This window comes from Actinophytocola sp., from assembly GCF_036002505.1.
Taxonomy (GTDB): domain Bacteria; phylum Actinomycetota; class Actinomycetes; order Mycobacteriales; family Pseudonocardiaceae; genus DASYTH01.
This window is the reverse complement of the sequence record NZ_DASYTH010000407.1, coordinates 16203-40984: the sequence shown is the minus strand read 5'-3', so window position 1 is coordinate 40984 and position 24782 is coordinate 16203. Positions and strand designations below refer to the sequence as shown.

At 68.7% G+C, this 24782-nt stretch carries 26 protein-coding genes; 16 read left to right on the top strand and 10 right to left on the bottom strand.

Going from position 1 to position 24782, the window contains the following annotated elements:
* Nucleotides 1–197: 197 nt before the first annotated feature.
* A complete protein-coding gene (locus VGR06_RS35980) occupies nucleotides 198–674 on the bottom strand; it encodes a GbsR/MarR family transcriptional regulator (RefSeq protein ID WP_327563676.1) in 477 nt (158 codons plus the stop codon).
* Between the two features lie 92 nt (nucleotides 675–766).
* Between VGR06_RS35980 and VGR06_RS35975 the strand changes: the two genes are divergently transcribed.
* Nucleotides 767–1690 (top strand): ABC transporter ATP-binding protein, encoded by a 924-nt coding sequence (locus tag VGR06_RS35975; protein ID WP_327563675.1) that lies wholly within the window; start codon nucleotides 767–769, stop codon nucleotides 1688–1690.
* Nucleotides 1687–3282, top strand: coding sequence for an ABC transporter permease (locus tag VGR06_RS35970; protein ID WP_327563674.1), 1596 nt, complete (start codon nucleotides 1687–1689; stop codon nucleotides 3280–3282). The genes VGR06_RS35975 and VGR06_RS35970 overlap by 4 nt, the downstream gene beginning before the upstream one ends.
* 63 nt (nucleotides 3283–3345) lie before the next feature.
* Here VGR06_RS35970 and VGR06_RS35965 read toward each other — a convergent pair whose 3' ends face one another.
* Nucleotides 3346–3912, bottom strand: coding sequence for a hypothetical protein (locus tag VGR06_RS35965; RefSeq protein WP_327563673.1), 567 nt, complete (start codon nucleotides 3910–3912; stop codon nucleotides 3346–3348).
* Nucleotides 3913–4056: 144 nt separating this feature from the next.
* A complete protein-coding gene (locus VGR06_RS35960) occupies nucleotides 4057–4539 on the bottom strand; it encodes a hypothetical protein (RefSeq protein WP_327563672.1) in 483 nt (160 codons plus the stop codon).
* Between the two features lie 43 nt (nucleotides 4540–4582).
* Between VGR06_RS35960 and VGR06_RS35955 the strand changes: the two genes are divergently transcribed.
* From VGR06_RS35955 to VGR06_RS35920, 8 genes are all read left to right on the top strand, one after another.
* Complete coding sequence (locus VGR06_RS35955) at nucleotides 4583–5797, top strand: MFS transporter (protein WP_327563671.1); 1215 nt, start codon at nucleotides 4583–4585, stop codon at nucleotides 5795–5797.
* A gap of 138 nt (nucleotides 5798–5935) precedes the next feature.
* On the top strand, nucleotides 5936–6097 hold the full coding sequence (locus tag VGR06_RS35950; protein ID WP_327563670.1) for a hypothetical protein: 162 nt from the start codon (nucleotides 5936–5938) through the stop codon (nucleotides 6095–6097).
* 78 nt (nucleotides 6098–6175) lie between these two features.
* A complete protein-coding gene (locus tag VGR06_RS35945) occupies nucleotides 6176–7375 on the top strand; it encodes an SMP-30/gluconolactonase/LRE family protein (RefSeq protein ID WP_327563669.1) in 1200 nt (399 codons plus the stop codon).
* Nucleotides 7376–7470: 95 nt separating this feature from the next.
* Complete coding sequence (locus VGR06_RS35940; protein ID WP_327563668.1) at nucleotides 7471–10431, top strand: tetratricopeptide repeat protein; 2961 nt, start codon at nucleotides 7471–7473, stop codon at nucleotides 10429–10431.
* A gap of 43 nt (nucleotides 10432–10474) precedes the next feature.
* Nucleotides 10475–10960: a methylated-DNA--[protein]-cysteine S-methyltransferase gene (locus tag VGR06_RS35935; RefSeq protein ID WP_327563667.1), complete on the top strand. Its 486-nt coding sequence runs from the start codon at nucleotides 10475–10477 to the stop codon at nucleotides 10958–10960.
* A complete protein-coding gene (locus VGR06_RS35930) occupies nucleotides 10957–11661 on the top strand; it encodes a 2OG-Fe(II) oxygenase (RefSeq protein ID WP_327563666.1) in 705 nt (234 codons plus the stop codon). The genes VGR06_RS35935 and VGR06_RS35930 overlap by 4 nt, the downstream gene beginning before the upstream one ends.
* 323 nt (nucleotides 11662–11984) lie before the next feature.
* Nucleotides 11985–12671: a Crp/Fnr family transcriptional regulator gene (locus tag VGR06_RS35925; RefSeq protein WP_327563665.1), complete on the top strand. Its 687-nt coding sequence runs from the start codon at nucleotides 11985–11987 to the stop codon at nucleotides 12669–12671.
* Nucleotides 12672–13239: 568 nt separating this feature from the next.
* Nucleotides 13240–14223 (top strand): hypothetical protein, encoded by a 984-nt coding sequence (locus VGR06_RS35920; protein WP_327563664.1) that lies wholly within the window; start codon nucleotides 13240–13242, stop codon nucleotides 14221–14223.
* Here the strand turns inward: VGR06_RS35920 and VGR06_RS35915 are convergent.
* Nucleotides 14220–14843, bottom strand: coding sequence for a hypothetical protein (locus VGR06_RS35915; RefSeq protein ID WP_327563663.1), 624 nt, complete (start codon nucleotides 14841–14843; stop codon nucleotides 14220–14222). The genes VGR06_RS35920 and VGR06_RS35915 overlap by 4 nt on opposite strands.
* Nucleotides 14844–15397: 554 nt before the next feature.
* Between VGR06_RS35915 and VGR06_RS35910 the strand changes: the two genes are divergently transcribed.
* On the top strand, nucleotides 15398–16369 hold the full coding sequence (locus VGR06_RS35910; RefSeq protein WP_327563662.1) for an XRE family transcriptional regulator: 972 nt from the start codon (nucleotides 15398–15400) through the stop codon (nucleotides 16367–16369).
* Nucleotides 16370–16761: 392 nt separating this feature from the next.
* On the opposite strand, the gene VGR06_RS44155 is transcribed toward VGR06_RS35910, so the two are convergent.
* The 3 genes from VGR06_RS44155 to VGR06_RS35900 form a co-directional block, all read right to left on the bottom strand.
* Complete coding sequence (locus tag VGR06_RS44155) at nucleotides 16762–17352, bottom strand: hypothetical protein (RefSeq protein ID WP_414637398.1); 591 nt, start codon at nucleotides 17350–17352, stop codon at nucleotides 16762–16764.
* A 126-nt stretch (nucleotides 17353–17478) separates the two neighbouring features.
* A complete protein-coding gene (locus VGR06_RS44150; protein WP_414637397.1) occupies nucleotides 17479–17982 on the bottom strand; it encodes a GNAT family N-acetyltransferase in 504 nt (167 codons plus the stop codon).
* Between the two features lie 10 nt (nucleotides 17983–17992).
* On the bottom strand, nucleotides 17993–19255 hold the full coding sequence (locus VGR06_RS35900; RefSeq protein WP_327563679.1) for an RNA polymerase sigma factor: 1263 nt from the start codon (nucleotides 19253–19255) through the stop codon (nucleotides 17993–17995).
* Between the two features lie 311 nt (nucleotides 19256–19566).
* Between VGR06_RS35900 and VGR06_RS35895 the strand changes: the two genes are divergently transcribed.
* Nucleotides 19567–20052 (top strand): hypothetical protein, encoded by a 486-nt coding sequence (locus VGR06_RS35895; RefSeq protein ID WP_327563660.1) that lies wholly within the window; start codon nucleotides 19567–19569, stop codon nucleotides 20050–20052.
* Here the strand turns inward: VGR06_RS35895 and VGR06_RS35890 are convergent.
* From VGR06_RS35890 to VGR06_RS35880, 3 genes are all read right to left on the bottom strand, one after another.
* Complete coding sequence (locus tag VGR06_RS35890; RefSeq protein WP_327563659.1) at nucleotides 20015–20347, bottom strand: hypothetical protein; 333 nt, start codon at nucleotides 20345–20347, stop codon at nucleotides 20015–20017. The two genes, VGR06_RS35895 and VGR06_RS35890, sit on opposite strands and share 38 nt — an antisense overlap.
* Nucleotides 20348–20604: 257 nt before the next feature.
* Nucleotides 20605–21675 carry a hypothetical protein gene (locus tag VGR06_RS35885; RefSeq protein WP_327563658.1) on the bottom strand — a complete coding sequence of 357 codons (1071 nt, stop codon included), beginning with the start codon at nucleotides 21673–21675 and terminating at the stop codon, nucleotides 20605–20607.
* A 44-nt stretch (nucleotides 21676–21719) separates the two neighbouring features.
* On the bottom strand, nucleotides 21720–22004 hold the full coding sequence (locus VGR06_RS35880; RefSeq protein WP_327563657.1) for a response regulator transcription factor: 285 nt from the start codon (nucleotides 22002–22004) through the stop codon (nucleotides 21720–21722).
* Between the two features lie 259 nt (nucleotides 22005–22263).
* Between VGR06_RS35880 and VGR06_RS35875 the strand changes: the two genes are divergently transcribed.
* The 4 genes from VGR06_RS35875 to VGR06_RS35860 all read left to right on the top strand — a co-directional run bounded on the left by VGR06_RS35875 (nucleotide 22264) and on the right by VGR06_RS35860 (nucleotide 24782).
* Complete coding sequence (locus VGR06_RS35875; RefSeq protein WP_327563656.1) at nucleotides 22264–23052, top strand: class I SAM-dependent methyltransferase; 789 nt, start codon at nucleotides 22264–22266, stop codon at nucleotides 23050–23052.
* A gap of 10 nt (nucleotides 23053–23062) precedes the next feature.
* Nucleotides 23063–23488, top strand: a complete 426-nt coding sequence (locus tag VGR06_RS35870) for a hypothetical protein (protein ID WP_327563655.1) — start codon at nucleotides 23063–23065, stop codon at nucleotides 23486–23488.
* Nucleotides 23460–23999 (top strand): RNA polymerase sigma factor, encoded by a 540-nt coding sequence (locus tag VGR06_RS35865; RefSeq protein ID WP_327563654.1) that lies wholly within the window; start codon nucleotides 23460–23462, stop codon nucleotides 23997–23999. Before VGR06_RS35870 ends, VGR06_RS35865 begins: the two co-directional genes overlap by 29 nt.
* 75 nt (nucleotides 24000–24074) lie before the next feature.
* Entirely contained in the window at nucleotides 24075–24782 is a 708-nt protein-coding gene (locus VGR06_RS35860; RefSeq protein WP_327563653.1) for a haloacid dehalogenase type II, read from the top strand.

Here is a 24782-nt window from a genome sequence, read left to right as displayed (position 1 = left end):
GCGAGGCTCGCCACAGACGCGTAACACGCCTACGCCAAGCCGGGACACGACTACCTGAAGCCGGGACACGGCTTCATGAACGCGGGACACGCCCGGGGTCCGGGGTTGGCTCGGCGTGTCCCGGCTTTGCGTAGCTGTGTCCCGCCCTCGCGTAGTCATGTTCGGTGTTCGCGGAGGCGTGATACGCGTTGGCGGAGTTAGCGGTGGCCTTCCTGCTCGCGCCAGCGTTCCATCATGCCGGTCATCTCCTTGAGCAGGAACTCCACGAAACGGCGGGTCTGGGCGAGCCGTTCGCCGGACCGGGTGTGCTCGCCGACGGCTTTGACACCGTCGCTGAGGACGTCGATCCAGCCCCGCATCAGCTTGTCGCGGTTGCCGTAGACCTCGTACCAGAGGTCGTCGGCCACCTCGTAGTGGTCGCGGCGCTCACCGGGGTCGCGGGCGCGCAGGATCAGGCCCACCTGGTCGAGGTAGCGCACCGCGCCGGAGATCGCGGCCGGGCTGACGTTGAGGCCCTCGGCCAGCTCCGCGGCGGTGGCCTTGCCGGCGTCGATGGCCAGGATGTGGGTGAAGACCCGGCCGGCCATCCGCGGCATCCCCGCGTCGGACAGCACGATCCCCATCCGCTCGACGAACCTGGCCACCGCCTGCTCGTCCCGGCCTGCTCTGCTCACCCGCCCATCCTCTCCACCGATGGTGTGGTGTGTGCTGGTTCATAAGCTTTTCTAACTTCACAACTTCGTGAAGCAAGTGTAGCTTCTGAACCATGACAACTGCAATCTCGGTGTCTGGCCTCGTCAAGGCGTTCGGCCAGACCCGCGCGCTGGACGGTCTCGACCTGACGGTGCAAACGGGGGAGGTCCACGGGTTCCTCGGCCCGAACGGGGCCGGGAAGTCGACCACCATCCGTGTTCTCCTGGGGCTCCTTCGCGCCGACGCCGGGACGGCCACGCTGCTCGGCGGCGACCCGTGGCGCGACGCCGTCACACTGCACCGCCGGCTTGCCTACGTGCCCGGCGACGTGTCCCTCTGGCCCAACCTCTCCGGCGGCGAGGTGATCGACCTGCTCGGCCGGCTGCGCGGCGGCCTCGACGAGAAGCGCCGTGCCGACCTGCTCGAGCGCTTCGACCTGGACCCGAAGAAGAAGGGCCGCAGCTACTCCAAGGGCAACCGGCAGAAGGTGGCCCTGGTCGCCGCGCTCGCCTCCGACGTCGAGCTGCTCATCCTCGACGAGCCGACGTCCGGCCTCGACCCGCTGATGGAGTCGGTGTTCCAGGACTGCATCAACGAGGAGCGCCAGCGCGGCCGTACCGTGCTGCTGTCCAGCCACATCCTGGCCGAGGTGGAGGCGCTGTGTGACCGGGTGAGCATCATCCGGCTCGGCCGCACCGTGGAGACCGGCACGCTCGCCGAGCTGCGCCACCTCACCCGCACCGCGATCACCGCGGAGCTGGCGGGGACCCCGAACGGCCTCACCGCGCTGGCCGGCGTGCACGACCTCAAGGTGGACGGCACCCGGGTCAGCTTCGACGTGGACACGAAGGACCTCGACCAGGTGCTGCGCCAGCTCACCCAGGTCGGCGTCCGCTCGCTCACCAGCCAGCCGCCGACGCTGGAGGAGCTCTTCCTCCGGCACTACGCCGACGACCTGGCGGGGGAGACCGCCCGGCACGCGGCGGTGGCGCGATGACCGCGTTCACCGGAACCAGGGCGCTGGTCCGCCTGGCCCTGCGCCGGGACCGGATCATCCTGCCGGTCTGGATCGTGCTGCTGGCGGCGCTGCCGGCCAGCGGAGCCGGCGCCTACGAGGAGTTCTACCCGACGGCCGCCGACCGGGCCGCGCTCGCCGCCGGTACCGCGAGCAACCCGTCGGTGAGCCTGATGTACGGCCGGGCCTTCGACGTGACCACCCTCGGCGGTTTCATCGCCTGGCGCTATGGCGTGATCATCGCGCTGTTCACCGCGCTGCTGGCCATCTTCATGGTCACCCGGCACACCCGGGCGGAGGAGGACACCGGCCGGCTCGAGCTGATCGGTTCGACGGTGGCCGGCCGCTACGCCGCGCTGACCGCGGCCGCGATCGTGTCCGCCGGCACCGGTCTGGCCATCGGGCTGCTGATCACGCTGACCCTGATCGGCAACAAGGCGCCGGCCGGCGGCGCGGTCGCCCTCGGGCTCGGCATCGCCGCGGCCGCGCTGGTGTTCACCGGGGTCGCCGTGGTCACCGCGCAGCTCACCGAGTACTCGCGCACGGCCAACGGCCTGGCCAGCGCCGTGCTCGGGGCCGCGTTCCTGCTCCGCGCCGTCGGCGACTCCACCACCGGGGCGACGTGGCTGTCCTGGCTGTCGCCGCTCGGCTGGACCTCGCAGGTGCGGGCGTTCGCCGGCGAGCGGTGGTGGGTGCCCGGCATGGCGCTCGCCGTGGCGGTGATCCTCGGCGTGGTCGGCTACCGGCTGGTGCCGCTCCGCGATGTCGGCGCGGGCCTGCTGCCGCCCCGGCCGGGTCCGGCCCGGGCCGCCGCGAGCCTGCGCAGCCCGCTGGGTTTGGCCGCCCGGCTGCAGCGTGGCTCGCTCGTCGCCTGGGTGGCCGGCGCTGCGGTGATCGGCGGCGTGTTCGGCTCGATCGCCAGCGGCGTCGGCGATCTGGTCGGGGACAACGAGCAGGTGCGCAAGACGCTCGAAGGGATCGGTGGGGCCAGCGGGCTGGTCAACGCGTTCCTGGCGACCATGGCCGGGCTCTACGGCCTGATGGCGGCGGCCTACGGGGTGCAGGCCACGCTGCGGATGCGCACCGAGGAAATCGCGTTCCGGGCGGAGCCGGTGCTGGCCACCGGGGTGAGCCGGTGGCGCTACACCTTCAGCCACCTGACGTTCGCCCTGCTCGGCGGGGCGCTGATCCTGGCCGCCGCGGGCGTGGCCACCGGCCTGTCCCACGGGCTGCGCTCCGGCGACATCGGCCAGTTCTGGCCGGTGCTCGGCGGCGCGCTCGCCCAGCTGCCGGCGGCGTGGGTGGTGGCCGGCATCGCCACCGTCCTCTTCGGACTCGTCCCGCGGGTCACCACGGCCGCTTGGGCGGCGCTCACCGTGTTCCTGCTGCTGAGCTGGTTCGGCGCGCTGCTCAAGCTCCCGCAGGCGGTGCTGGACGTCTCGCCGTTCACCCACGTCCCGAGGCTTCCCGGCACGGCGTTCACGGCCACCCCGATCCTGTGGCTGACCGCCATCGCGGTGGTCGCGCTGGCCGCCGGACTGGTCGGGTTCCGCCGCCGCGACGTCGTGGCCTGACCGGAGTGCGATGAAGGGGGCCTTCCTCACCGGGGGTGTGAGGAAGGCCCCCTTCATCGCTTTCTAACCGGGCTCGACGGGGGAGATGGCGCTGATCTTCCAGCCGGCCGCGGTCTGGATCACGCCGAGCTTCTCGCGGACCTGTTTCGTGGTGGTGCCCTTTGAGTCGGTCACGGTGACCTCGACGAGGGCGAGCACCTCGGCGGAGGAGGCGTCCGGGGAGATCTTGGAGACGGCGGCGACCAGGACCTTGGCCGTGCTGGCGGACTTCGCCTTCTCCGCCGTGGACGCCGCGTCCGGCCGCCGGGCCTTGAGCTGATCGAGCAGGGGCCCGGCGGCCACCGCTTCCCAGCGATCCAGGCCGGGCTGGACGTTCTTGTAGTCCAACGTGTTCAGCGTGACGGCCGCTTCCTCGGCGGCGCGCAGCGAGTCGTCCCGGCTGGTGCCGAACGGGACGCCGGACTGTGCGCCGCCGGTCGAGCTGCCGGCCGTGGTCGGCCGGGCCGGCGGGCTGCCGCCGCGGCTCCCGGACACGATGAGCAGCGCGACGATCACCCCGGCCACGATCACCCCGGCCAGCGCGCCGGCGATGAGCCAGACCTGCTCCCGGCGCCCGTCCCCGTCACTCACAGCTCCCCCTCGCAAGCTCGGTCGAGCCGCTCGCGGTCGCCCTGTGACATTGATTCGCTCGCAAGCTCGCTCACAGCTCCCCCTCGCAGGCTCGGTCGAGCCGCTCGCGGTCGCCCTGTGACATTGATTCGCTCGCAAGCTCGCTCATGAGCCGAAGCTGTTCATGTTGTCGAGCTTCCACAGCTCGCCGACCAGCCGCAGGTCCACCACGGCGGTCAGGCCCACCTTGGCCGTCCTGTTCGTGTCGCCGCGGGTCACCGTCTGGTCGTAGAAGATCACCAGTTTCGCGGTGTCGGCCCGTAACTCCCGGACCCCGGTGCCGACCACCTTCGTAGTGGCCGACTGCTTCTGCTTCGTGGCAACGGGTCGCAGCGTGTTGATCAGCTCTGTGTGCTGCCCCACGTACGCGTCCGTGCCCTTTTCCTTGGCCAGTTGGATACTTTCGTCTAGCTTGCGGTAGTCGTAGGAGAGCACCGCCGCCAGCGCTGCGCTCCCCTGGTCGACCGCGGTCTGGGTCTTCGCCGGGTCGACGAAGGCCAGGTTGTCGGTCTGCCGTGCCGCGCTCGCCGTTCCTCCGGCGAACAGTGCCAGCACGGCCAGCACACCTGCCCAGGTCCGTGGCCACATGCGGGTCTGTATACACGGGGAAGGCCGGGAAGGGCAGGGTCCCTTGTCCATTGCTGACCGGGTGCGGCGCCGCACTCCGGAGGAGCGGTTGCCGCGTGCTGTCTGGGTGATCGTGGTGGCGAACTTCGCCATCGCGCTCGGCTACGCGCTGGTGGCGCCCGCGCTGACCACGTTTGCGCGTGGCTTCGGGGTGAGCGTCACGGCGGCGTCCGTGGTGGTCAGCGCGTTCGCGGTGGCGCGCCTGACGTTCGCGCCGGCCAGCGGGCGGTTGGTGACGGCTCTCGGCGAGCGCCGGGTGTACCTGACCGGCGTCACGATCGTCGCGGTCACCACCGGCGCGTGCGCGTTCGCCGCGTTCTACTGGCAGTTGCTGGTGTTGCGTACGCTCGCCGGCATCGGGTCGACGATGTTCACGGTGTCCGCGTTCGGGCTGCTCATCCGGCTCACCCCGGCGGCGCTGCGGGGCCGCTCGACCGGGTTGTGGAGCACCAGCTTCCTGCTCGGCAACCTGTCCGGGCCGCTCATCGGCGGTGGGCTGATCACCATCTCGCTGCGCGCGCCGTTCCTGGTGTACGCCGCGTTCCTGCTGTTGGCGGTCGGGATCGTGTGGGCGTTCCTGCGGCACGCACCGCTGTCCGACGGGCCCGACGGCGACAGCGTCCCGGCCTCGCTCCGGAGCGCGCTGCGGCACCCGACCTACCTCGCGGCGCTGGCGTCGGGGTTCGCCAACGGCTGGACGGCGTTCGGGGTCCGGATCGCGCTCACCCCGCTGCTCGTCACCGAGGTGCTGCACCGCGAGGACGCGTTCGCCGGGACGGCGTTCGCCGTGTTCGCCGCCGGGAACGTGGTGATGCTGCTGGTGTCCGGCCGGCTCGCGGACACCCTTGGGCGCAAGCCGCCGGTGCTGGCCGGGCTGGTGCTGGCCGCGTTCGGCACGATCTGGGTCGGGTTCACCACCTCGGTGCCGGCATTCCTGATGGCCACCGTTGTCGCCGGGCTCGGCACCGGGTTGCTGACCCCGCCGCAGCAGGCCGTGGTGGCCGACATCATCGGACGCCATGCCCGCGCCGGGTCCGTGCTCGCCGCGTTCCAGATGGCACTGGACGTGGGGGCCGTGCTCGGCCCGGTGCTCGGCGGTGTGCTGGCGGACCGGATCTCGTACACCGCGGCGTTCGGCCTGACCGGTGCGCTGTACCTCGCGGCCGCCGTGGTGTGGCTGCCGGCCAAGGAAACCCTTCCGCGTATTGCGGACAGATAGTGGACAATTGTGGCGTGAATGCAACTTTCAGGGGTACTGGTTCGGCTGGATGGGTGTTCATCCGCGTACCCTGAAAGCGTTACGGTGCAAGGGGCGAGAGATCATTGGACCGAGCCGGGCGAGTGCACAATGAGTGCGTTGTGGATCATTCTCGCGGGGGCCGCTTTGTTGCTGCTCGTTTGGCGTCTGCGCAAGGCGAGCGGCACGCTCGATCGCATCCTGCGGGAGGAGCGGGAGCGTACCGAGCAGGAGATCACCACGGAGAGTGACGTCTCCAGCGTGGAGCGTGGGCGACGCTGAACCGTTACCCAACCCGGCGCGTATCCGGTATGCGAGTTTCCTGACAAGTCAGATCGCGCGCATACGAGGAGAAACCGGATGAAACTCCTTGCCACGCTGTCGCTTGCGGTCGTCACCGGCACGGTGCTCGTCGCCGGTGATGCTGCCGGCTCCGCCGAGCCCGAGACCAGCACGGATGTCTCGTCGGTGGGCCGTGGCGCAACATTCACCACGACGTTTCCGGCTCCGCTCGGCATCGAGGGGTTGACCGGTGACCAGCACGGCAACCTGTACACGGCCGGCCGCGGCGGTGATCCGTTCTGCCCGGTCTGGCGTGTCGCGGCCGGTGGCGGCGCACCGGTCGTGATCGGCAACATCCCGGCTCCGTGCAGCCCCGCGGGCCTGGCGTTCGACACGTCCGGCCGGCTGTTCGTGGCCAACGGCGGCGAGGTGCACGTGCTCGCGCCGTCCGCGGACAGCCCGCCGACGTCCACGGTGTTCGCCTCGGGCGTGCCGGGTGCGAACGGCCTGGCATTCGACCGCACCGGCGCGCTGTGGGTGTCCGACGGCGGCACCGGCCAGGGCCGCGTCTGGCGGGTCGGTTCGGACGGCGTACCGGCGGAGATGTTCCGGGTCCAGCCCATGGTCAACGACGTGAACGTGGTCGGTGGCGTGGGCGGCGTCGGCCGGGACGTGCGCGGCCTGCCGCCCGGCACGATCACGATCACGCCCAACGGACGCACGGCTGCGGACACGGCCGGCTCCCAGCACCTGGTGGCCAACGGCCTGGCGTTCACGCCCGACGGCACGCTGCTGGTGGCGGACACGGCCCGCGGCGCGATCTGGCGGGTGCGGTTGAACCGGGACGGCTCGGTGCGCAGCGCCACCGGGTGCGACACGACATTCCCGGCCAACACGTTGTGTCTGAGCAACATCCTGGTCCAGCACCCCTACCTGGACGGCGCCGACGGCATCGCGCTCGACCGCGCCGGCAACATCTGGGTGGCCCCCAACGAGCGCAACGCCGTCGTGGTGGTCACGTCGCGTGGTGACGCGGTCGAGGTGTTCCGCAACCCGCCGGACGCGACCACCCGGCTGCGCAACGTCGGCCCGCTCGAGTTCCCCACCAGCCCGTTCCTGGTCGGCCGCCACCTGTGCCTGACCCAGTCCGACGGCAACCGCCGCGACAACGCGCCCAACACGGCCGGCGAGTCCGCGCCCACGGCCCCGGTCCGCGCCAAGATCAACTGCCTGGACCAGCCGCTCCCAGTCGCCGGTCTGCCGCTGCCCGTGCGCTGATTCGCAGCCACCCCACGCCCGGATCGCCATATGCTGATTGGCACAGAGCAACCCTGTCCGGGCGTGGGGTCGTTATGGCGAATTCACGATCGGCGGTGCACCGAACAATCCTTGCTGTCGATGTCGAGGGGTTCGGGGACCGCAGTAGAACGAGTCTGCACCAGGTCGCGGTACGCAACGGCTTGTACCGGGCATTGAGAAAGGCGTTCCGCGAGGCCGATATTTCGTGGGCCGACTGCCATCGTGAAGACCGTGGTGACGGGGTGTTCATCCTCGCTCGTCCGGAGGTGCCCAAGGCCCGGTTCGTGGACCCGCTGCCGCAGGCCATGGTTGACGCACTGCGCGAGCACAACCGTGATCGCTGCGCCGAAGAGCGGATCCGCCTACGGATGGCTTTGCATGCAGGCGAAATCTATGTGGACGACCACGGCGTCACCGCCACGGCGATCAACCACACGTTCCGGCTTCTAGACGCACTGCCCCTGAAGGCCGCTCTTGCCGACTCCCCCGGAGTGCTGGCCCTGGTGGTCTCGTCCTGGTTCTATGACGAGGTCGTTCGGCACAGCTCGGGCGCCAGTGCCGACAGCTATCGTTCGGTCACGGTCAAGGTCAAAGAAACCGTCACCACATGCTGGATTCGCCTGCCCGACCACACTGCGGACACGACCCACCGAAACGAGATTGGCCACGGCATGACCCGGACCCTTCCACGGGACACCGCGGCGTTCATCGGTCGGGTCCAAGAGTTGGCCAAACTGCTCGCGGCCGTGACGAAGGCAACCGATGCGGGCCGCATCGTGGCCGTTCACGCCATAGACGGAATGGCCGGAATCGGGAAGACCGCGTTCGCGGTGCACGCTGCGCATCTCCTGGCCGACCGTTTCCCGGACGGTCAACTTTTCGCCCGGCTGCACGCCCACACACCGGGGCAACGTCCGGTCGCGCCTGCTGAAGCGCTCGCGTCCCTGCTAACCGCCCTCGGAGTCGCCGCCCGGAATGTGCCGCCGGACCTCGACGCCCGCGCGGCGATGTGGCGTGATCGCCTGACAGGTAAGAAGATCCTGCTGATTCTGGACGACGCGCAAGGTCGGCAGCAAGTGGAGCCCTTGCTGCCGGCCACGCCCGGATGCCTGGTGATCGTCACGAGCCGGCGCCGGCTCACCGCCCTTGACAACGCGATGCCGCTTGCGTTGGGCACCCTTCCACCACACGAGGCGGTCGCCCTGTTCATTCGGCTGAGTGCCCGTGACGACATCGAGAAGCACAGCGACTCGGACGCAGAACTGGTCCGGATGTGCGGCTACTTGCCGCTGGGGATCTCACTGCTGGCCGCCCGTCTGCGTCACCACCCTTCGTGGAGCGTCGCCGACCTGGTCCACGACCTGAGCACGGCACGTGACCGGCTCGGCAAGCTGCGCGCCGAGGACATCGCAGTGGCGGCGGCATTCGACCTGTCTTACCGGGACTTGCCCGCCGACCGGCAGCGCGTGTTCCGGTACCTGGGACTGCATCCCGGCACCGAACTGGACGCCTACAGCGTGGCGGCGCTGACGGACATCTCGGTTTCCGCTGTCCGCGCACATCTCGACGAGCTCTACAATGACCACCTTCTCGACGAACCCGCACGTGGCCGCTTCCGCATGCATGACCTGGTTCGTGAGTATTCCCGTCGGCTCACCGAGAACGACGCGGCCACGGACCGCGAGCAAGCCCTCGAACGCCTGCTCAACCACTACCTGGACACCATTGCTGTCGCGGACGGCCACATTACCGCCGGGGCGTCTCACTACGCCGAGGCTGCGCGCTCTTCGGACACTGGAACATCACATCCATCCACCCGGCACGAGGCCTGGGCATGGATGCGCACCGAGTACCCGAACATCTTCGCCTGCGTGATGTATGCGCTCCACCATGAGAAGCACGAGCACGTTATTCAGCTGGCCGCCGGCATGTCGACCTTCCAGTACGCGGTCGGTCCTTGGGAGCAGGCCATTCAGGTTAATCGGGCCGCCGCGGCTGCGGCCCTCCACATTGGTGACCAGCGACGCAGAGGTGACGCGCTCAACCGGCTTGGGATCATCCAGCGACGCCTCGGCGATTTTTCGTCAGCAACCAAGTCGCACGCCCTTGCGCTGGGAATTTATCGCGAGCTCGGCCATCAACGCGGCGAGTTGGCCGCACTCAACCGGCTCGGCATACTACTCCGGCTTAAGGATGACTATCCGGGGGCGGCTGCCGCACACACTCGTGCGCTGGCGATCGCCCGCGAGATCCCTGAGCCCCTCGATGAGGCTTACACCCTGAATGAGCTGGGCATAGTGAGGTTCGTAGCTGGCGGGTACCCGGAGGCAATTGAGGTGCACACGCGGGCCTTGAGCATTTATCGGGAACTGAATGATCAGCTCGGTCAAGCCTTCGCCCTCAACGAGCTGGGCGTGGCGCGCCGGGCAACCGGTGACTACATGGCCGCGTTTGAGGCGCATGCGTTGGCGTTGAGCACCTATCACGATCTTGGTCTAACCGTGTCCCTGGCTTTTACACTCAACAGTTTGGGTTCAGTGTATCGGGCTGTCGGAAACTTCGGAAAATCGATCGAGGTGCACCGGGAGGCCTTGGACATAGCCTGCACTCTTGGTGACCGTCTGGATCAAGCCAACGCGCTCAGTGGGCTGGGCGCCGCGCAGCGGCTGACGGGGCGCTACTCGGAGGCTGACAGGGCGCTTGCCCAAGCTCTGCGCATATACCGTGACATCGGGCACCGCTTGGGGGAGGCGGAGGCGTTGACTGAGGGCGGGGCGTTGCTGCGTGCGACGGCCGGACCAAACGAAGCGCTGGACCGGTACGCGCAGGCGCTACGGATCGCGCGCGACGTGCACAGTCCCATTGAGGAGGCCCGGGCGCTTGAGGGCATGGGTCGTTGTGCGGCCGACAGGCTAGACGTCGGCGCTGCCCTGGACACGCTCCGCAATGCGCTGGTGATCTACCAGCACGTTGGCGCCGTGGAAGCGGGCGCGACCGCGGAACTCATCGAGGCGCTGAGCCAGCGCAATGTCTGATTTCCGCCAGCAGAGTGGCTGGAACCCGCGAAGACTGGACGGCATGACAAAGAGCAACGGCAACATCCATGCCACGATGGACAGTCCGGCCGGGCGGCTGCTTCTGGTCGGACGGGAGTCGGCCACCGGCGTCGAGCTCGACTCGGTGTCGTTCACCACGGAACATGATCCCCGCGGATCGGCCGCGTTCGGACACGTGCAGCGGCAGCTTGCCGCGTACTTCGTCGGCGAGCTGACCCGGTTCGACGTGCCGCATACGGAGCGCGGCACGGAGTTCCAGCGGCGCGTGTGGGCCGCGGTGGACGCGATTCCTTACGGCACAACGATTTCCTACGGGGAGTTGGCCCGGCGGGTCGGCGCGCCGCGCGAGCGGGTGCGGGCCGTGGCGGCGGCGGTGGGTGCGAACCCGCTGCTGGTGGTGCGGCCGTGCCACCGGGTGATCGGCGCGGACGGCTCGCTGACCGGCTACGCGGGTGGCGTGCCGCGCAAGGAGTTCCTGCTGGCGCTCGAAGGTGTTCTGGTCTCGTGACTGCCAGGCACGTGCACGAGCTGAACTGGCCGGCGCTGGCGGCCGAGCTGGATGACGTCGGCTGCGCGCTCACGCCCCGCCTGCTCACGCCGACGCAGTGCCGCGCGATCTCCGCACTGTACGAAGACGCCGGCCGGTTCCGGGCCACGATCGACATGGCCCGGTACCGGTTCGGCGCCGGGCAGTACCGCTACTTCCAGCCACCGCTGCCGGACGTGGTGGCGGAACTGCGCGCCGCGTTCTACCCGCACCTGCTGCCGGTCGCACGCGACTGGGCGCAGCGGCTGGGCACGCCGTCGCCGTGGCCGGACACACTGGACGGGTGGCTGGACCGGTGCCACGCGGCCGGCCAGCGCAAGTCCACGCCGATCCTGCTGCGGTACCGGGCGGGTGACTGGAACGCGCTGCACCGTGACCTGTACGGCGACCTGGTGTTCCCGCTGCAGGTCGTGATCGGGCTGGACGAGCCCGGGGTTGATCACGCCGGCGGGGAGTTCCTGCTGGTGGAGCAGCGCCCGCGCGCGCAGTCCCGGGGCACCGTCACGACGCTGCCGCAGGGTCACGGGCTGATCTTCACGACGCGCGACCGGCCGGTCCGCTCCGCGCGCGGCTGGTCGGCGGCACCGGTCCGGCACGGCGTCAGCACGGTGCGATCGGGCATTCGGCACACGCTGGGGCTGGTGTTCCACGACGCCGCATAGCTGTGCGCGTCGATACCGATCTGTCCGGAAGCAGGTCGTAACCGCACGTATATCGGTCGTGCCTGGTCGCCACGCTTCCGTACTGCTTAGTAATCTGTCGAGATTCTGTCCAGTAGTTGACCTTGTGTCGCCGTAATAATGCGGAGAGGCTCGCGCTTAGCAAAAGTATCGGGGTCAACACCACAGCCTGCCGGACTCGGGCACCGTTGGATCATCCCGAGTGCGGGGAGGTGCTGGGGATGTCGCCGGGGAGTCCGTCTGTGGTCGGCAAACGGACTCCTCTGCGCATGTGCTGGCGCCGGACCTGAGACGTTGGGGTCGAGGTGGCGAACGACCGCGAGGCCGTTGCCGGATCTCTGCTTGCCCATCTGGAGCCGGCCGACCGCGCCGTGCTGCTCTCCCTCGGCGTCCGCCGCTCCTTCCCGGCCGGTGAAACGCTGCTGCGCCAAGGAGATCCGACCGATCACGTGCTGCTGATCGTGTCCGGATGGGTCCGGGTGCATGCCAGCACGCCCAACGGGCACGAGGTGCTGATCGCACTGCGCGGACCCGGGGACGTGGTCGGCGACCAGGCCGCGCTGCACGGCTGGGTGCGCACGGCGAGCGTGCGAACGCTGGAGACGGTGACCGCGATGCAGCTGCGCAGCGAGCAACTGGCGGGTTGTCTGCGGAGCCGCCCGAGCATTGCGATGGGGATGCTGCGCCAGATGTCCGAGCGGCTGCGGGAGGCCGAAGCGGCGCGCATGGATTTCGTCGCGCTGGACGTGACGAAACGGGTCGCCACATATCTGGTGCGGCTGGCGGGTCAGCACGGAATACCGGACCGGGCCGGTGTCACGCTACGAATGCCGTTAACCCAGCAGGACATCGCCAACCATCTCGGGGCCTCCCGGCGAACGGTCGCGCGAGCGCTGGCCGTGCTGCGTGAGCGACAGATCGTTACCACGTTCCGGCGCAGGATCGTTATCCTTCAACCCGATGTCCTCAGCCTTTTTGCGCGATCCGAATAACGTCGCGGCAGCCGCCGAGCCGGCCGGGCGGTGTTCTCGCACCGGCCGGCAAGGGAGGCGTCAACACCCGCTCTCCGCGGCCGGGGCCACCCGTACCGCGGGTCCGAGGGCGTTGACCGATGCCGTCCCGGGATCGGGTAGTGGCGCACCGGCTGCCGGGAGCCGAAGCGCCAGTCCCAACGCAATTCCGAGGACGAACAACCAGAACGCCAGCCGGAGGGCTGCCGAGAGCGTGCAGAGCACCTTCATCGATTTCTCTCCCTCGGATCTCGCGGGCATCGCGCGTATTCGAGAATTGCTGGAAATGACCGGATTCGCGATGCCACGTGGCGCCCTTGCTGCGTGCCGTTTGGCATACTCGACAGCGGCTGAGACCCACCATGGAGGCGAGCACGATGCGGTGGCTTGATGGACACTCCGTAGCAGTGGACAACTACGGGACAAGTTGACAAAGACTGGACAAAAGTAAGAACCATCGACTGGACGGGCGGCAGTCGAACAGGCATCTGTCGTACCTCGTTACACTCGGCGCGTGCTCGGTCAAACGGTCTCAACTCGGAGGACCCCAATGGAGGGACTATTTGGCAAACTTGTCAGCGAATTGAGGACTCTCCGTAAAGGCCGTGGGCTGTTCGTCGGCCAGATCAGTGATCGCGTGGGACCTGCCCTACGCGAAGTCTGCGGGGTCGTCGAAGGCGACGGACCAGCAGAGATTCGCCGCAAGGTGGCCGAGCGTCTGGAGGGTCTGGCGAGTGGTCTTCCGGAGGACCTTCGCGTTGCGCTGATGGCCGCGTTCGGTATTGACCGGGACGCCCGGCTTCCGTTCTACCAGGACCGTGTCCGGTGGGCGGCGGACCGGATTCACCGGGATGATCGCACCGCCCGCCGACGGATCGATGAGGGAATAGACCGGATAGCCGAGCTGGCGGCCAGCTCGAGCGGCGGTACGGACTCGTTGGTATCAGAGGCTTCCGTGGCCGGCTGGCACACCGACGAGCTGAAGATCACGCTCGTGCTCGACCAGGTCGTGCCGGAAGCGCTTGAGTTTCGCCGGGTGGTGGCTGAACGCGACCATGTTTCCGAACTGGACCTCGCGATGACGCTCACCGCCAGTCCGGAACGCGAGCAGCCGACGAGCATCGACGAGCTCGGCGTGGATGTGTTCTACGGCGGCACGCTCATCAAAAAGACGCTCGAGTCGACGGATCGATTCGGCCTCGTGCTCGCTCTTCCGGAGGAACTGCGGCGCGACGACCGGCACGACTTCGCACTCCGTTACCGCGCGACCAACGGGGCGATCCAACCCCACTTCGTCTGCGTCCCGAAACACCGCACGGATCTGTTCGAACTTCGCATCCGCTTCGACCTCGACCGCTTACCCTCGCACATCTGGCGATTGTCCGAAGCATTCCAGCGCGACGTCGACGACCCCACCCCCACCGGCGAAACGCTCTGGTCCAACGCCGCCGGCGAGGTCTACACCACGTTCCGCCAGCTGACCCCCGGCCGCGCCTACGGCATCCGCTGGACCACCGACACCGACGATAACTAGGCCGGCCGCTCGTCGTCGAAGGCGAACTCCTCGCCGGGTACGCACACCCAGCCGGGCTGGGGGTTGCCGCCGACCTCCAGATGCACCAGCGGCGCAAAGGCGCGCCCGTCGATGCCGTCATATCCGTGCCAGATCACCGACCGGTAGATGTACTCCGACACCACGAGCACCAGCGGCGCCAAGGTTTGCTTCAACCGCGCCTTCAGCTCGGGTGCGTCCAGCAGCCGGCAGGTCACATCCACGGCCTCACCGAACGGCCCGCGCTGGTCGTAGTGCACCTCCCCGGCATTCACCGCCGCCCGCAACCGGAAACAAGAATCCGGTTCGCGTACGTTGTATCTGGCGAGCAACTCATTCAGCACCGGAATGAACGTGTTCAGCAGCAACGTCTTCGGCACCTGATCGACCGGCCTGATCAGCACCAGGACACCGTCTCCCCGGTCGATCAACGGATGCCGGTGCTCCTCGAGGATCCCGCTCGCCACGAACGCATCCTCAAGCAGGTCGTACATCACCTGCCTGAGCTGACCCCGTGCCGGGTTGGTCCGCGTCGTGGAACCCTCGATGTCCACCGCCACCATGGACCGATGCAGTGGCGGGAAGACTGACAGGGTACCCATGGCAGCCCTGCCCAGCCCTCAACGGTCGCCCACCGCCCCAGCGCAGCACCCCCACCTGCACCGGGACATGACCGCGGACTCTGCACGTGCACGAATGACAGGTTCCATGGCGGCTACCTCACTTCACGCGTGACGACTCCAGGGGGTGCTCGTGGCCGGCGCGGTCCCGGGGTCGCAGGCCAGGCCGCGCGCTCGAAGCTCTTGGTAAACTTCAGAAAGTTCAGTTAAGCTCTGCTGAGATTTGCACTAAGTTCAGGGTAAGTCTCAAGTCCCGGTACAGCAAGCCACGTAACTCGCTTGGACGTTGCCAGATTGTGGTCAGATCGTGGCCCTTGGTGGGCGCGCGGACGTGAGTGTAACCCTCCAGCGTGTTCGTACGACGGAACGTCGGGGGGAGATGTACACTCCCTGGTTCAGCGGCCAACCTGAAGTTAACTGAAGGAGATGACGCTGTGACGGCGTCAGACGATCCGCACGTCACCCTCGCCCGCCGGCTCCGGGACCTCCGAGACGAGTCCTGGCCGGGCAAGCGGATCACCCAGAGCGATCTGGCGGTGGCACTGAGCGTCAGCGTGCCCCTGATCTCCTCGTGGGAGAGCCAGACCAACCCGAAGGTTCCGCCGGAGAACCGGCTTCGTGCCTACGCGACGTTCTTCTGCACGGAGCGGTCCGTGGCGCGGTCCCCGTTCAAGCTCATCTCGCTGACCCACCTGACCGAGCCGGAGAAGGCCCGGCGGCAGGAACTCGTGGATGAGTTGACAGCGCTGCGCCGCCAGGCGCTCGGCGATACCGCCTCGACCGACTCGGCTCCCAACGGGCTCTGGCGCTTCCCGCCCGAGCACACCATCACGATCGTGTGTTCTGAGCTGCCCGATCGGCTCAAGCAGCTGATGCCGTACACGGCTCCCGACAGTCCTGATCATTGTGAGGTGTATCGTTACGCCGACCTGGACGCCCTCCTCGAGTTGTACGGGCATATCCGGGCGGTCAACCCGACCAGCCAGGTCAACATCCGGACCTCGTCGGAGCTGGAACCCGACGACTACACGACGCATCTGGTGATGCTGGGTGGCGTCGACTGGAACACGGTGACCGCGGACCTGTTGACCCGGGTCGAGCTCCCCGTGCGGCAGAAGACTCGCGTGCTGGAGTCCGACATCAGCGGTTTTGAAGTCGTCTCACAAAGTGAGAACCGGACGTACGAGCCCGTACTGCGAAAAGAAGAAACACGCGAGGTCGTCGTCGAGGACGTCGCGCATTTCTACCGCGGACCGAGCCCGTTCAACGTCAAACGCACGGTGACGATCTGCAATGGGATGTACGGGCGCGGCGTTCTTGGGGCCGTCCGAGCTTTGACCGATGTCAGGTTTCGCGACCGCAACGAGGCTTACGTTCGCCAGCGGTTCTCTGAGCGGGGTCCTTTCAGTATTCTCTTCCGGGTCCTTGTCCTCAACGGCAAGGTGATGACACCGGACTGGACTCAGCAGCGCATCCGCCTGCATGAGTGGCCATCGGAGGCGGATTGAAAACTAAGTCGACCGGGGGGAACCCGCCAGATGTTGCCGGATCCCCTCGCCACCACGGCTCGCACCGCCAGCTACTGGATGAGCCGGCTGCGGTTCCCGAGGACGGGTCTCGCCTCGATGCGATCGTGGTACCCACGGCCCGCAGGCCTGGGAACATGCTCCATGCGATCGGCCTTGCGGCCGAGTTGAAGTGCCCGATCCTCGCTCTCTGTAGCAAGTGGTCGTCCGCCAGTCGAGTGCGGGAAATGGCCACCAGGCTAGGCGTTGAGGTCATCGCCATCGGCATCGATCAGTTCCCGGGCAGGCTCCAGCCCCGATTGGCGACCGATGAACTGCTCGTGGGCACCCCGTTCGAGCGGCGAACGGATCTCAGCCAGAAAAGGAACTTCGGTTTACTGTTCGCGCACCTGCGCGGCTGGCACCGGGTTGTCTTTCTCGACGACGATATCAAGGTTCCCGAGCCCATTCATCTCGCCCAGGCCGCGCAACTGCTCGGTTCGTACTCTGGTGTTGGGCTTTCCGTTGAGGGAATGCCGGACAACTCCGTTGTCTGCCACGCTTACCGGGAGTCGGGTTGTAAGCAGGACACGTTCATCGGTGGTGGCGCCCTCGCGGTCCGAACCAACGCCGTGGAGTCCTTCTTTCCCAATATCTACAACGACGACTGGTTCTACCTTCTGGACGACGCTGGTCTCCGACCGGTGGCGAAGTGGGGCCGAGCGATCCAACGTCCGTATGATCCGTTCAGGGAGGTGCGGGCCAGGTCGGAGGAACTGGGCGACTGTCTCGCCGAGGGCATCTTCGCACTCCTCGACGAGGACCATAAGGTTCTGGATGCCGACGAAAGCTATTGGGCGGGGTTCCTTGAGGACCGGCGCCAACTCATCGAGGAGACCATCGGTCGAGTCCGGGGGCTCGACCGGAATCCGGTTGAGAAACGATACATGATCAATGCGCTGACGGCGGCGCGAGGTCGGAGCCACACAATCACCCCCGTGCTGTGTGTGACCTATCTGAAGGCCTGGCAGGACGACCGGATCCGGTGGGCCGAGCACGTCAGCCAGGCGCACTGTTCCGACCTGAATGCACTGTTCGAACCCAGCCCCCGGTCAGCTTCCCGGCGCGGTCAGTGGTTTGACAAGGACGTGGCAGAGCTCCGCCCGACGCTCGCCGTCGCCGAAGTCGAGGGAGTAACAGAAGATCGGTTCGCGGCTCCAGTTGAGGTAGCCGAGCCGGTCGTAGAGTTTGGCCGCCTTGTCGTTGTCCACGGCGACAGCCAGGGCGATGTGCCTGTGCTTCCGAGCGCGGGCGAGGTTCTCGGCTTCGTCGATCAGCATGGTGCCGACGCCGTGGTTGCGGTGGCCGAGGACGACCTCGAGGTGGGTGAGCAGCGGGACGTCGGGTAGGTACTCCCGGATCTCCGGTTCTTCCGCTTTGTCGAGCCAGAGGTAGACGTCGCCGATCGGGGCGCCGTCGGCCCATGCGGTGAGCAGCACGCCGAGAGCGTTGTCCTGCCGGGTCAGGCGGTCGGCGAAGAATGGCTTCTGTCCCAACGTTCTTGCCAGTGTTGCCAGGTCTTCCCACTGTGCCTGTCGGATCTCCACCTCACTCATGCGCCTCACGCTACGTCAGGCCGTCGCCACAGGCTGCTGCTCTGTTGAGGAGAAGTGTTCGTTCGCGTTCGTTTCTGGTGAGAGCGGCGGCGCGTTCGAACTCGGTGCGGGCCTCGGCGAAGCGGCCGAGCTTGGCGAGCAGGTCGCCGCGGACGCTCGGCAGCAGGTGGTACGTCTTCAGGGTGGGCTCGTCGAGGAGGGCGTCGACGAGGGTCAGGCCGGCGGCCGGGCCGTGGGCCATGCCGAGGGCGACGGCCCGGTTGAGGTCGATGACCGGGGACGGGGTGAGCGTGGCGAGCGCGGTGTACAGGTCGGCGATGCGGGTCCAGTCGGTGTCCTCGGCACGGAGCGCGCGGGCGTGGCAGGCGGCGATGGCGGCCTGCAGGGTGTAGGGGCCGGAGGTGTCGGTGAGGGACTCGGCGCGGTCGAGGGCGGCGAGGCCGCGGTTGATCAGCAGCCGGTCCCAGCGGGTGCGGTCCTGGTCGAGGAGCAGGACCGGCTCGCCGCCGGGGCCGGTGCGGGCGGCCGAGCGGGAGGCCTGGATCTCCATCAGCGCGAGCAGGCCGTGCACCTCGGGTTCCATCGGCACCAGCCCGGCGAGGACGCGGCCGAGCCGGATCGCGTCCTCGCAGAGCGCCGGCCGCAGCCAGTCGTCGCCGGCGGTGGCCGAGTAGCCCTCGTTGAAGACCAGGTAGACGACCTCGAGCACGGATGACAGCCGGGCCTCGCGCTCGGCCTCCTCCGGCACCTCGAACGGGACGCCGGCCTTGGCGATGGTCTTCTTGGCGCGGACGATGCGCTGCGCCACGGTCGGCTCGGGGACCAGGAACGCCCGGGCGATCTCGTCGGTGGTCAGGCCGCCGAGCAGGCGCAGGGTGAGCGCCACCCGCGCCTCGGTGGACAGGATCGGGTGGCAGGCCACGAAGATCAGCCGGAGCAGGTCGTCGCCGATGGTGTCGTCGAGCGCGGCGTCGAGGTCCGGCTCGACCTCGGTCGACAGGTCGTGGCCCAGCTCGGTGAGCTTGCGGTCGTAGGTCTCCCGGCGGCGGAACTGGTCGATCGCGCGGCGTTTGGCGGTGGCCATCAGCCAGGCGCCCGGATTGCGCGGGATGCCCGTGTCCGGCCACTGTTCCAACGCGGCGACCAGCGCGTCCTGGGCGAGCTCCTCGGCCAGGCCGATGTCGCGGACCATCCGGACCAGGCCGGCGATGACCCGGGCCGACTCGATCCGCCAGACCGCGTCGATCGTGCGATGGGTGTCCGATGCCGTCACGGCATCCAACCAAGCACCTCGGTGTGTGATCGTGCAATGAGGTAGCTCACCCGATCGAGCGAGGGTGAATATCGGCGGCTCCATTCGGCCCAGCGTGACGACGCATCGCAATTCCGGCGGACCGGTGGTTCACCCGGCTGACCTCCGTTTACCCGCTGCCGCGTTGTCTCCACAGCAATTTCGAGCACCATCCGTGGCGTCCACGATTCGGGGAGACGATCAGTTGGGGGACAGCGCCCTAACGTGGTTCGACGTCGTGTCCGCTCCCCGGAAGGGTGATCACAATGGGTCCGCTTTCCCGAAGGTCGGCCATGCTGGCGGTACCGGTGACCGGTGCGTCCCTGGTCGCGACGGCCGCCGCCGTGCCCGCGGCGGCCGAGCCGAACCTCATGACGTTCACCGGGCGCCGCACCAAGTCCACGCTGCCGAATATTCCGCCGGTGGTCCCCGCGCTCGGCACCACGTTCATCTCTTATCTTGACCTTTTCGACAAGGATGGCAAGAATATCGGAGATGGCTCGGTGAATGGCGCAATCGTGGATATCATCGCCGGAATTCCGCCGAAACTCGTGTGTCAGGCCTCGGTAATCTTCCGGCTCAAAGACGGAGAGATCCACGCCACCAACATGCATATCCGGCTCATTCCGAACCCTGGCGTCAAACACCTCATCGCCATTACCGGCGGCACCGGCGAGTTCCGGACAGCACGCGGGAGCGGGACGTTTGAACATATCAACGACACCGACACCGTGATGGTGCTCAACGTGATGGTCGACCCGCCACCGGCCACACCATGATGCCGAGCAGCGCGCCGAGGGCCACCCCGCCGAAGCCGAACAGCAGGCCGATCAGCACCACGAACCCGGCGATCGCGGCCAGCATGAGGAACGCGGCGTGCAGGGTGGTCGCCCAGTCGCCGAGCGTGCGTTCGGCCAGGCATAACCACCCGTCGCGGGTGTGCGGCAGGCTGCGGGACCGGGTGACCGGCCGCCCGGTCCGGGCGCGCGGCGGGCCACCGGCGCGGTCCGCACCGGCGATGACCTCGAGGTGCACGACGCGGCGCTCGGGCTGGTCTGGGACCTGGCTTGCCAACGTTTCTAGCTCTTTCCGTCAGTGGAAGATCATCGTTTGCGGGCGAGGTGGTCATCATTGCGGATGGATCTTCGTGATTCGCCCGTAACACGTCCTTCCCGCGGTGAACGGAGCGTATCCATCGACGAGCGGCACCATGCCTTCGAGCCGATTAACTCGGTGGGGTGACCCGCACCCGGACATACGTGAAGTTGATTCAAACCGCTTGGCATTACGCCAATAGAGTGACGCAGGGAGAATGGTCTGGACCTTTGTGGTTATTCCCAGGAGTCCAGCCAGGCGGGCGGGTCGTCCAGTGCGACGTTCAGCGAGGACGCCACGGACCTGGCCCGGTGCACCGCGTTGACCCGGCGGAACTTCAGCTCCGCGGCCGGATCCTCGGCGGCCATTATCTGCCGGATGACACCGGCCAGCGCGAGCTCGTCGTGCTCGCGTACCTCGTCCACCGGCGAGTCCTCCGGTGGGGTGTCGAACCGAAGCAGGTCCCGGCCCGAGCCGGTGCACACCGGGCAGTCACAGTGCGTCACACCGGCGCCGTCCCATGGGGCGAGGTTGCCGAGGACGTTGGCCCGTTGCCAGTGCAGCAGCCGCGGCACGAACACCAGGGGGCTCCGCCGGCGCCGGTTGAACGCGTCCCGCTGGCGCGCCGCGAACGGGACCCCGACATGGCGGGTCGACGTGCTGAACCCGATGGCCGCCACCGCCGCACCCTCGAACACCGCCGGTAACCCGGTCAGGTCGGTACGCAGCAACTCCAACGTGCGACCCGCGTCGCTCGCCCAGCGCAGCACCCGGCGCAGTGCCTCGATCTTCCGCTGCGAGTCGACCGGATTGAACGGCGCCGCCAGCAGCACCGAGACGTCCCGATCCGCCGCGCGCAGCTCCTCCTCCAGCGAGTCGATGTGCCGCCGCCCCAACCAGCCGGTGTCCAACGCCAGCACCACGGTCACGTCGACCGGATAGTCCTGGCTCAACTCGGCCTTCAGCTCGTCGATCCGCCCGGCCCGGATCCGCGTGCCCGCCGTCCGGATCACCGGCAGCCCCAGCTCGGCCTGCGCCATGATCCAGTCGAACGGTGCGCAGTCCATCCCCGGCAACGTCAACTGGTTCGACACCTTCGCCGGCCGGCTGCGGTACACCGCCGGATCCAGGTCCACCCCGTCGAGGTCGCCCGCCCGCTCCAGATACCGCGCGATCTTCAACCCACCCAGCCCCTGCAGCGTCACCCCACCAAACCGCTCCCGGCACCGCCGCACGTCAGCAACCCGGCACTGCCCCAGATAAGCCCGCGTCCGCCCCACGGAAACGCCGGCATCACCCGCCACCATGCCGGCTCCTTCCGCCGCGACCATCACCCGTCCATCATCCCCTTTCAACGCGATTGTTTGACGGCGTAGGCGGCGGCTTCGGCGCGGGTGGTGAGGCCCAGCTTGGCGAGGATGTTGGAGACGTGGTGCTCGGCGGTGCGGCGGCTGACGTAGCGGCGGGCGGCGATGTCGGGGTTGGAGAGGCCTTCGCCGAGCAGGGTGAGGACTTCCTGCTCGCGGGTGGTGAGGGTGCCGGTGCCGCGGGGGCCGTGTGGCCGCGGACGCCGAGTTGGCGCAGGAGGCTGATGGCGGCGTCGGCGTCGCGGGTGGCCGAGAGGCGTTGAAAGCACTCGAGGGCGGCGCGGGTTTCGACGACGGCCAGGGCGGGGTGCGGGGCGGTGAGGGTGCGCGCGAGGTCCAGGCGGGTCCGGGCTTCTTCGAGTGGGAGGGCGAGGGCGGCGAACGCGCTGAGGGCGGACTCGAGGTGCCCGGGGGCGTCGGGTTCGGCGCGAGCGGCGGCGAGGAGGCCGCGCGCGCGGGCGGTGAACGCGGCGTGCAGGAGGTTGGGGCGGCGAGGCGGGTCACGGCGGACGCGGCGGCGGGAAGGTCGTGGCGGGCCAACTCGGCGTGGACGAGAAGCATCAGGACGGAGGCGGCGAGCTCGCCCGGATCACCACCGGCGACCGGGTCCTCGACCTGGCCAGCGGCGTCGGCGACCCGGCCATCGCCGCGGCCCACCGCGTCGGCCCGACCGGCCGGGTGATCGCCACCGACCTCGCGCCCGACATGGTGGCCTTCGCCGCGCAGCGCGCCGCGGCCGCCGGGCTCGCCAACGTCGAGACCCACGAGATGGACGCCGCGGCCATCGACCTGCCCGAAGCCGGCGTGGACGCCGTGCTCTGCCGGCTGGGCCTCATGTTCGTGCCCGACCTGGACCGGGTCCTGGCCGGCGTGCGCACGGTGCTGGTGCCGGGCGGCCGGTTCGCCACCGCGATCCCGTGGCGGCCCACCGACCAGGCCATGCCACGCCTGGTCGGGGCCATCCTGGCCGCGCTCGACCTGCCCCCGCTGCCGCCGGTCGCGCCGGGCGTCGCCGGGATCTTCAGCCTGGCCGACGCGTCCTACGTGTGCGCCGCGCTGGAGCGGGCCGGCCTCACCGAGATCCTCGTCCAGCCGTTCACCCTGGCCTACGACTACCACTCGCCCGACGAGTGGCTGGACTTCCTGCTCGCCCTCAACGTCCCGCTGCGGCAGCACCTCGCCGGTGTCTCCGACGCCGCGCTCCGGGACGCGCGCCACGTCGCGATCGCCGCGACCACGCCGTGGCTGCGGGACGACGGCCACATCCGGTTCACCGGCCACGGCTACTACGCCACCGCCGTCCGTCCGGTCGGCTGAGGAGGCTTCCATGAGACGGTTCCTCGCCATCACCGCCGCCGGCACGGTGCTCGCGGTGCTGATCGGCCCGCACGGCCCGCTCGGCGGCTTCTGGTCGCCCGCACCCGAGGCTCCGCACGTCCACGGCGGCCTGCGCGCCGCGTTCCTGGCCGAGAGCATGCTGGAGAACCTCGCGTTCGGCGCCGGCCTCGCGGTCCTGGTCCTGGGCCGGTCGTGGTTCGCCGCCCGCACGGACCGGGTCACCGTGGCGTGGCTGTCCGCGGTGTGGCTGCTCGCGTCCTGGATGCCGCATGCCGCGCTGCACCAGCACATCGGCCTGCGGCCGGCGGCACTCCTGCCCATTGAATGGATCTTCCACGGCGGCGCCATCGTCGCTACCGCGGCGCTGCTCTGGGCATACTTGGCGGGTGCCGGACCCGCAGCACAGCGATCTTGACCGGCCGCCGTTCGCGGAGGTCTACCGCGAGCACGCGGCTCGGGTGTACCGGTACTGCCTGTCGCAGGTCGGGAACGCCGGCGACGCGGAGGATCTGGCCACGGACGTGTTCGCCTCGGCGTTCGCCGCATACGGGCGGGAACGGTCCGGCCCGGTGCTGCCGTGGTTGCTCACGACCGCCCGCAACGCGATCGTGGATCACTACCGGCGGCGGTCCCGGCGTTCGGCGCTGGCGGCCCGCTTCCTCGGTGCGGAGTCGGAGGCGGACCCCGCGGCGGACGTGGAGGGCGAGGTGGTGGTGCGGGACGAGCTGCGCCGGGTGCTCCGCGCCATGCGGGGGATGCCGGAGCGCGATCGCACCCTCCTCGGTCTGCGGATCGCGGCCGACCTGCCGTATGCCGAGATCGGCACGGTGCTGGGCGTGTCCGAGCACGCGGCGACGGTGAGGACTCGCCGCAGATCCGGGGCGTCTCCCGTTCGGGGCTGTCCCCGGGCACCCGGCGCATTGTGATCACCGTGGTCATCGCGCTGTTCGTGATCGTCGCGTTCGTGCTGGCGATCCTGGCCAACAGGTAGGGAGAGCGCTGTGGACGTGAAGGTGCTGGCCTTCGACATCTTCGGTACCACGGTGGACTGGTGGAGCGGGGTGTCCGGCCAGGTGGACCGGATCGCCGCCGCGCGCGGGGTCGAGCTGGGCGGCGGCACGTTCGCCGACGACTGGCGGCGGCGCTACCCGCCGTCGATGAATCTGGTGCGGCGCGGTGAGCTGCCCTGGCAGAACCTGGACGCGCTGCACCGGCGCTCGCTGGACGAGATGCTGCACGAGCGCGGCGTCGGCCCGGCGTTCGACGAGGCGGCCAGGGTCGAGCTGGTGCGGACCTGGCACCGGCTCCCGGCCTGGCCGGACTCGGTCGCCGGGCTCACCCGGCTGGCCGGCCGCTACGTGCTGGCCGCGGTGTCCAACGGCGGGTTCGCGCTGCTCACCAACCTGATCAAGGCCGCGAAGCTGCCGTTCGACTGTGTCATCTCCGCCGAGCTCGCCCGGCACTACAAGCCGGACCCGGAGGTCTACCTGACCGTGGCCGAGCTGCTCGACGCCGCGCCGGGCGAGGTGCTGATGGTCGCCGCGCACGTCTGGGATCTGGCCGGAGCCCGTGACGCGGGGCTGCGTACCGCGTTCGTCGAGCGGCCGCTGGAGAAGGGCCCGCACGGCCGGGCGGACCGGGCCGGCGACTTCGACGCCGATCTCACGGCGTCCGATTTCGCCGAGTTGGCAACGAAACTGGGGCTATGA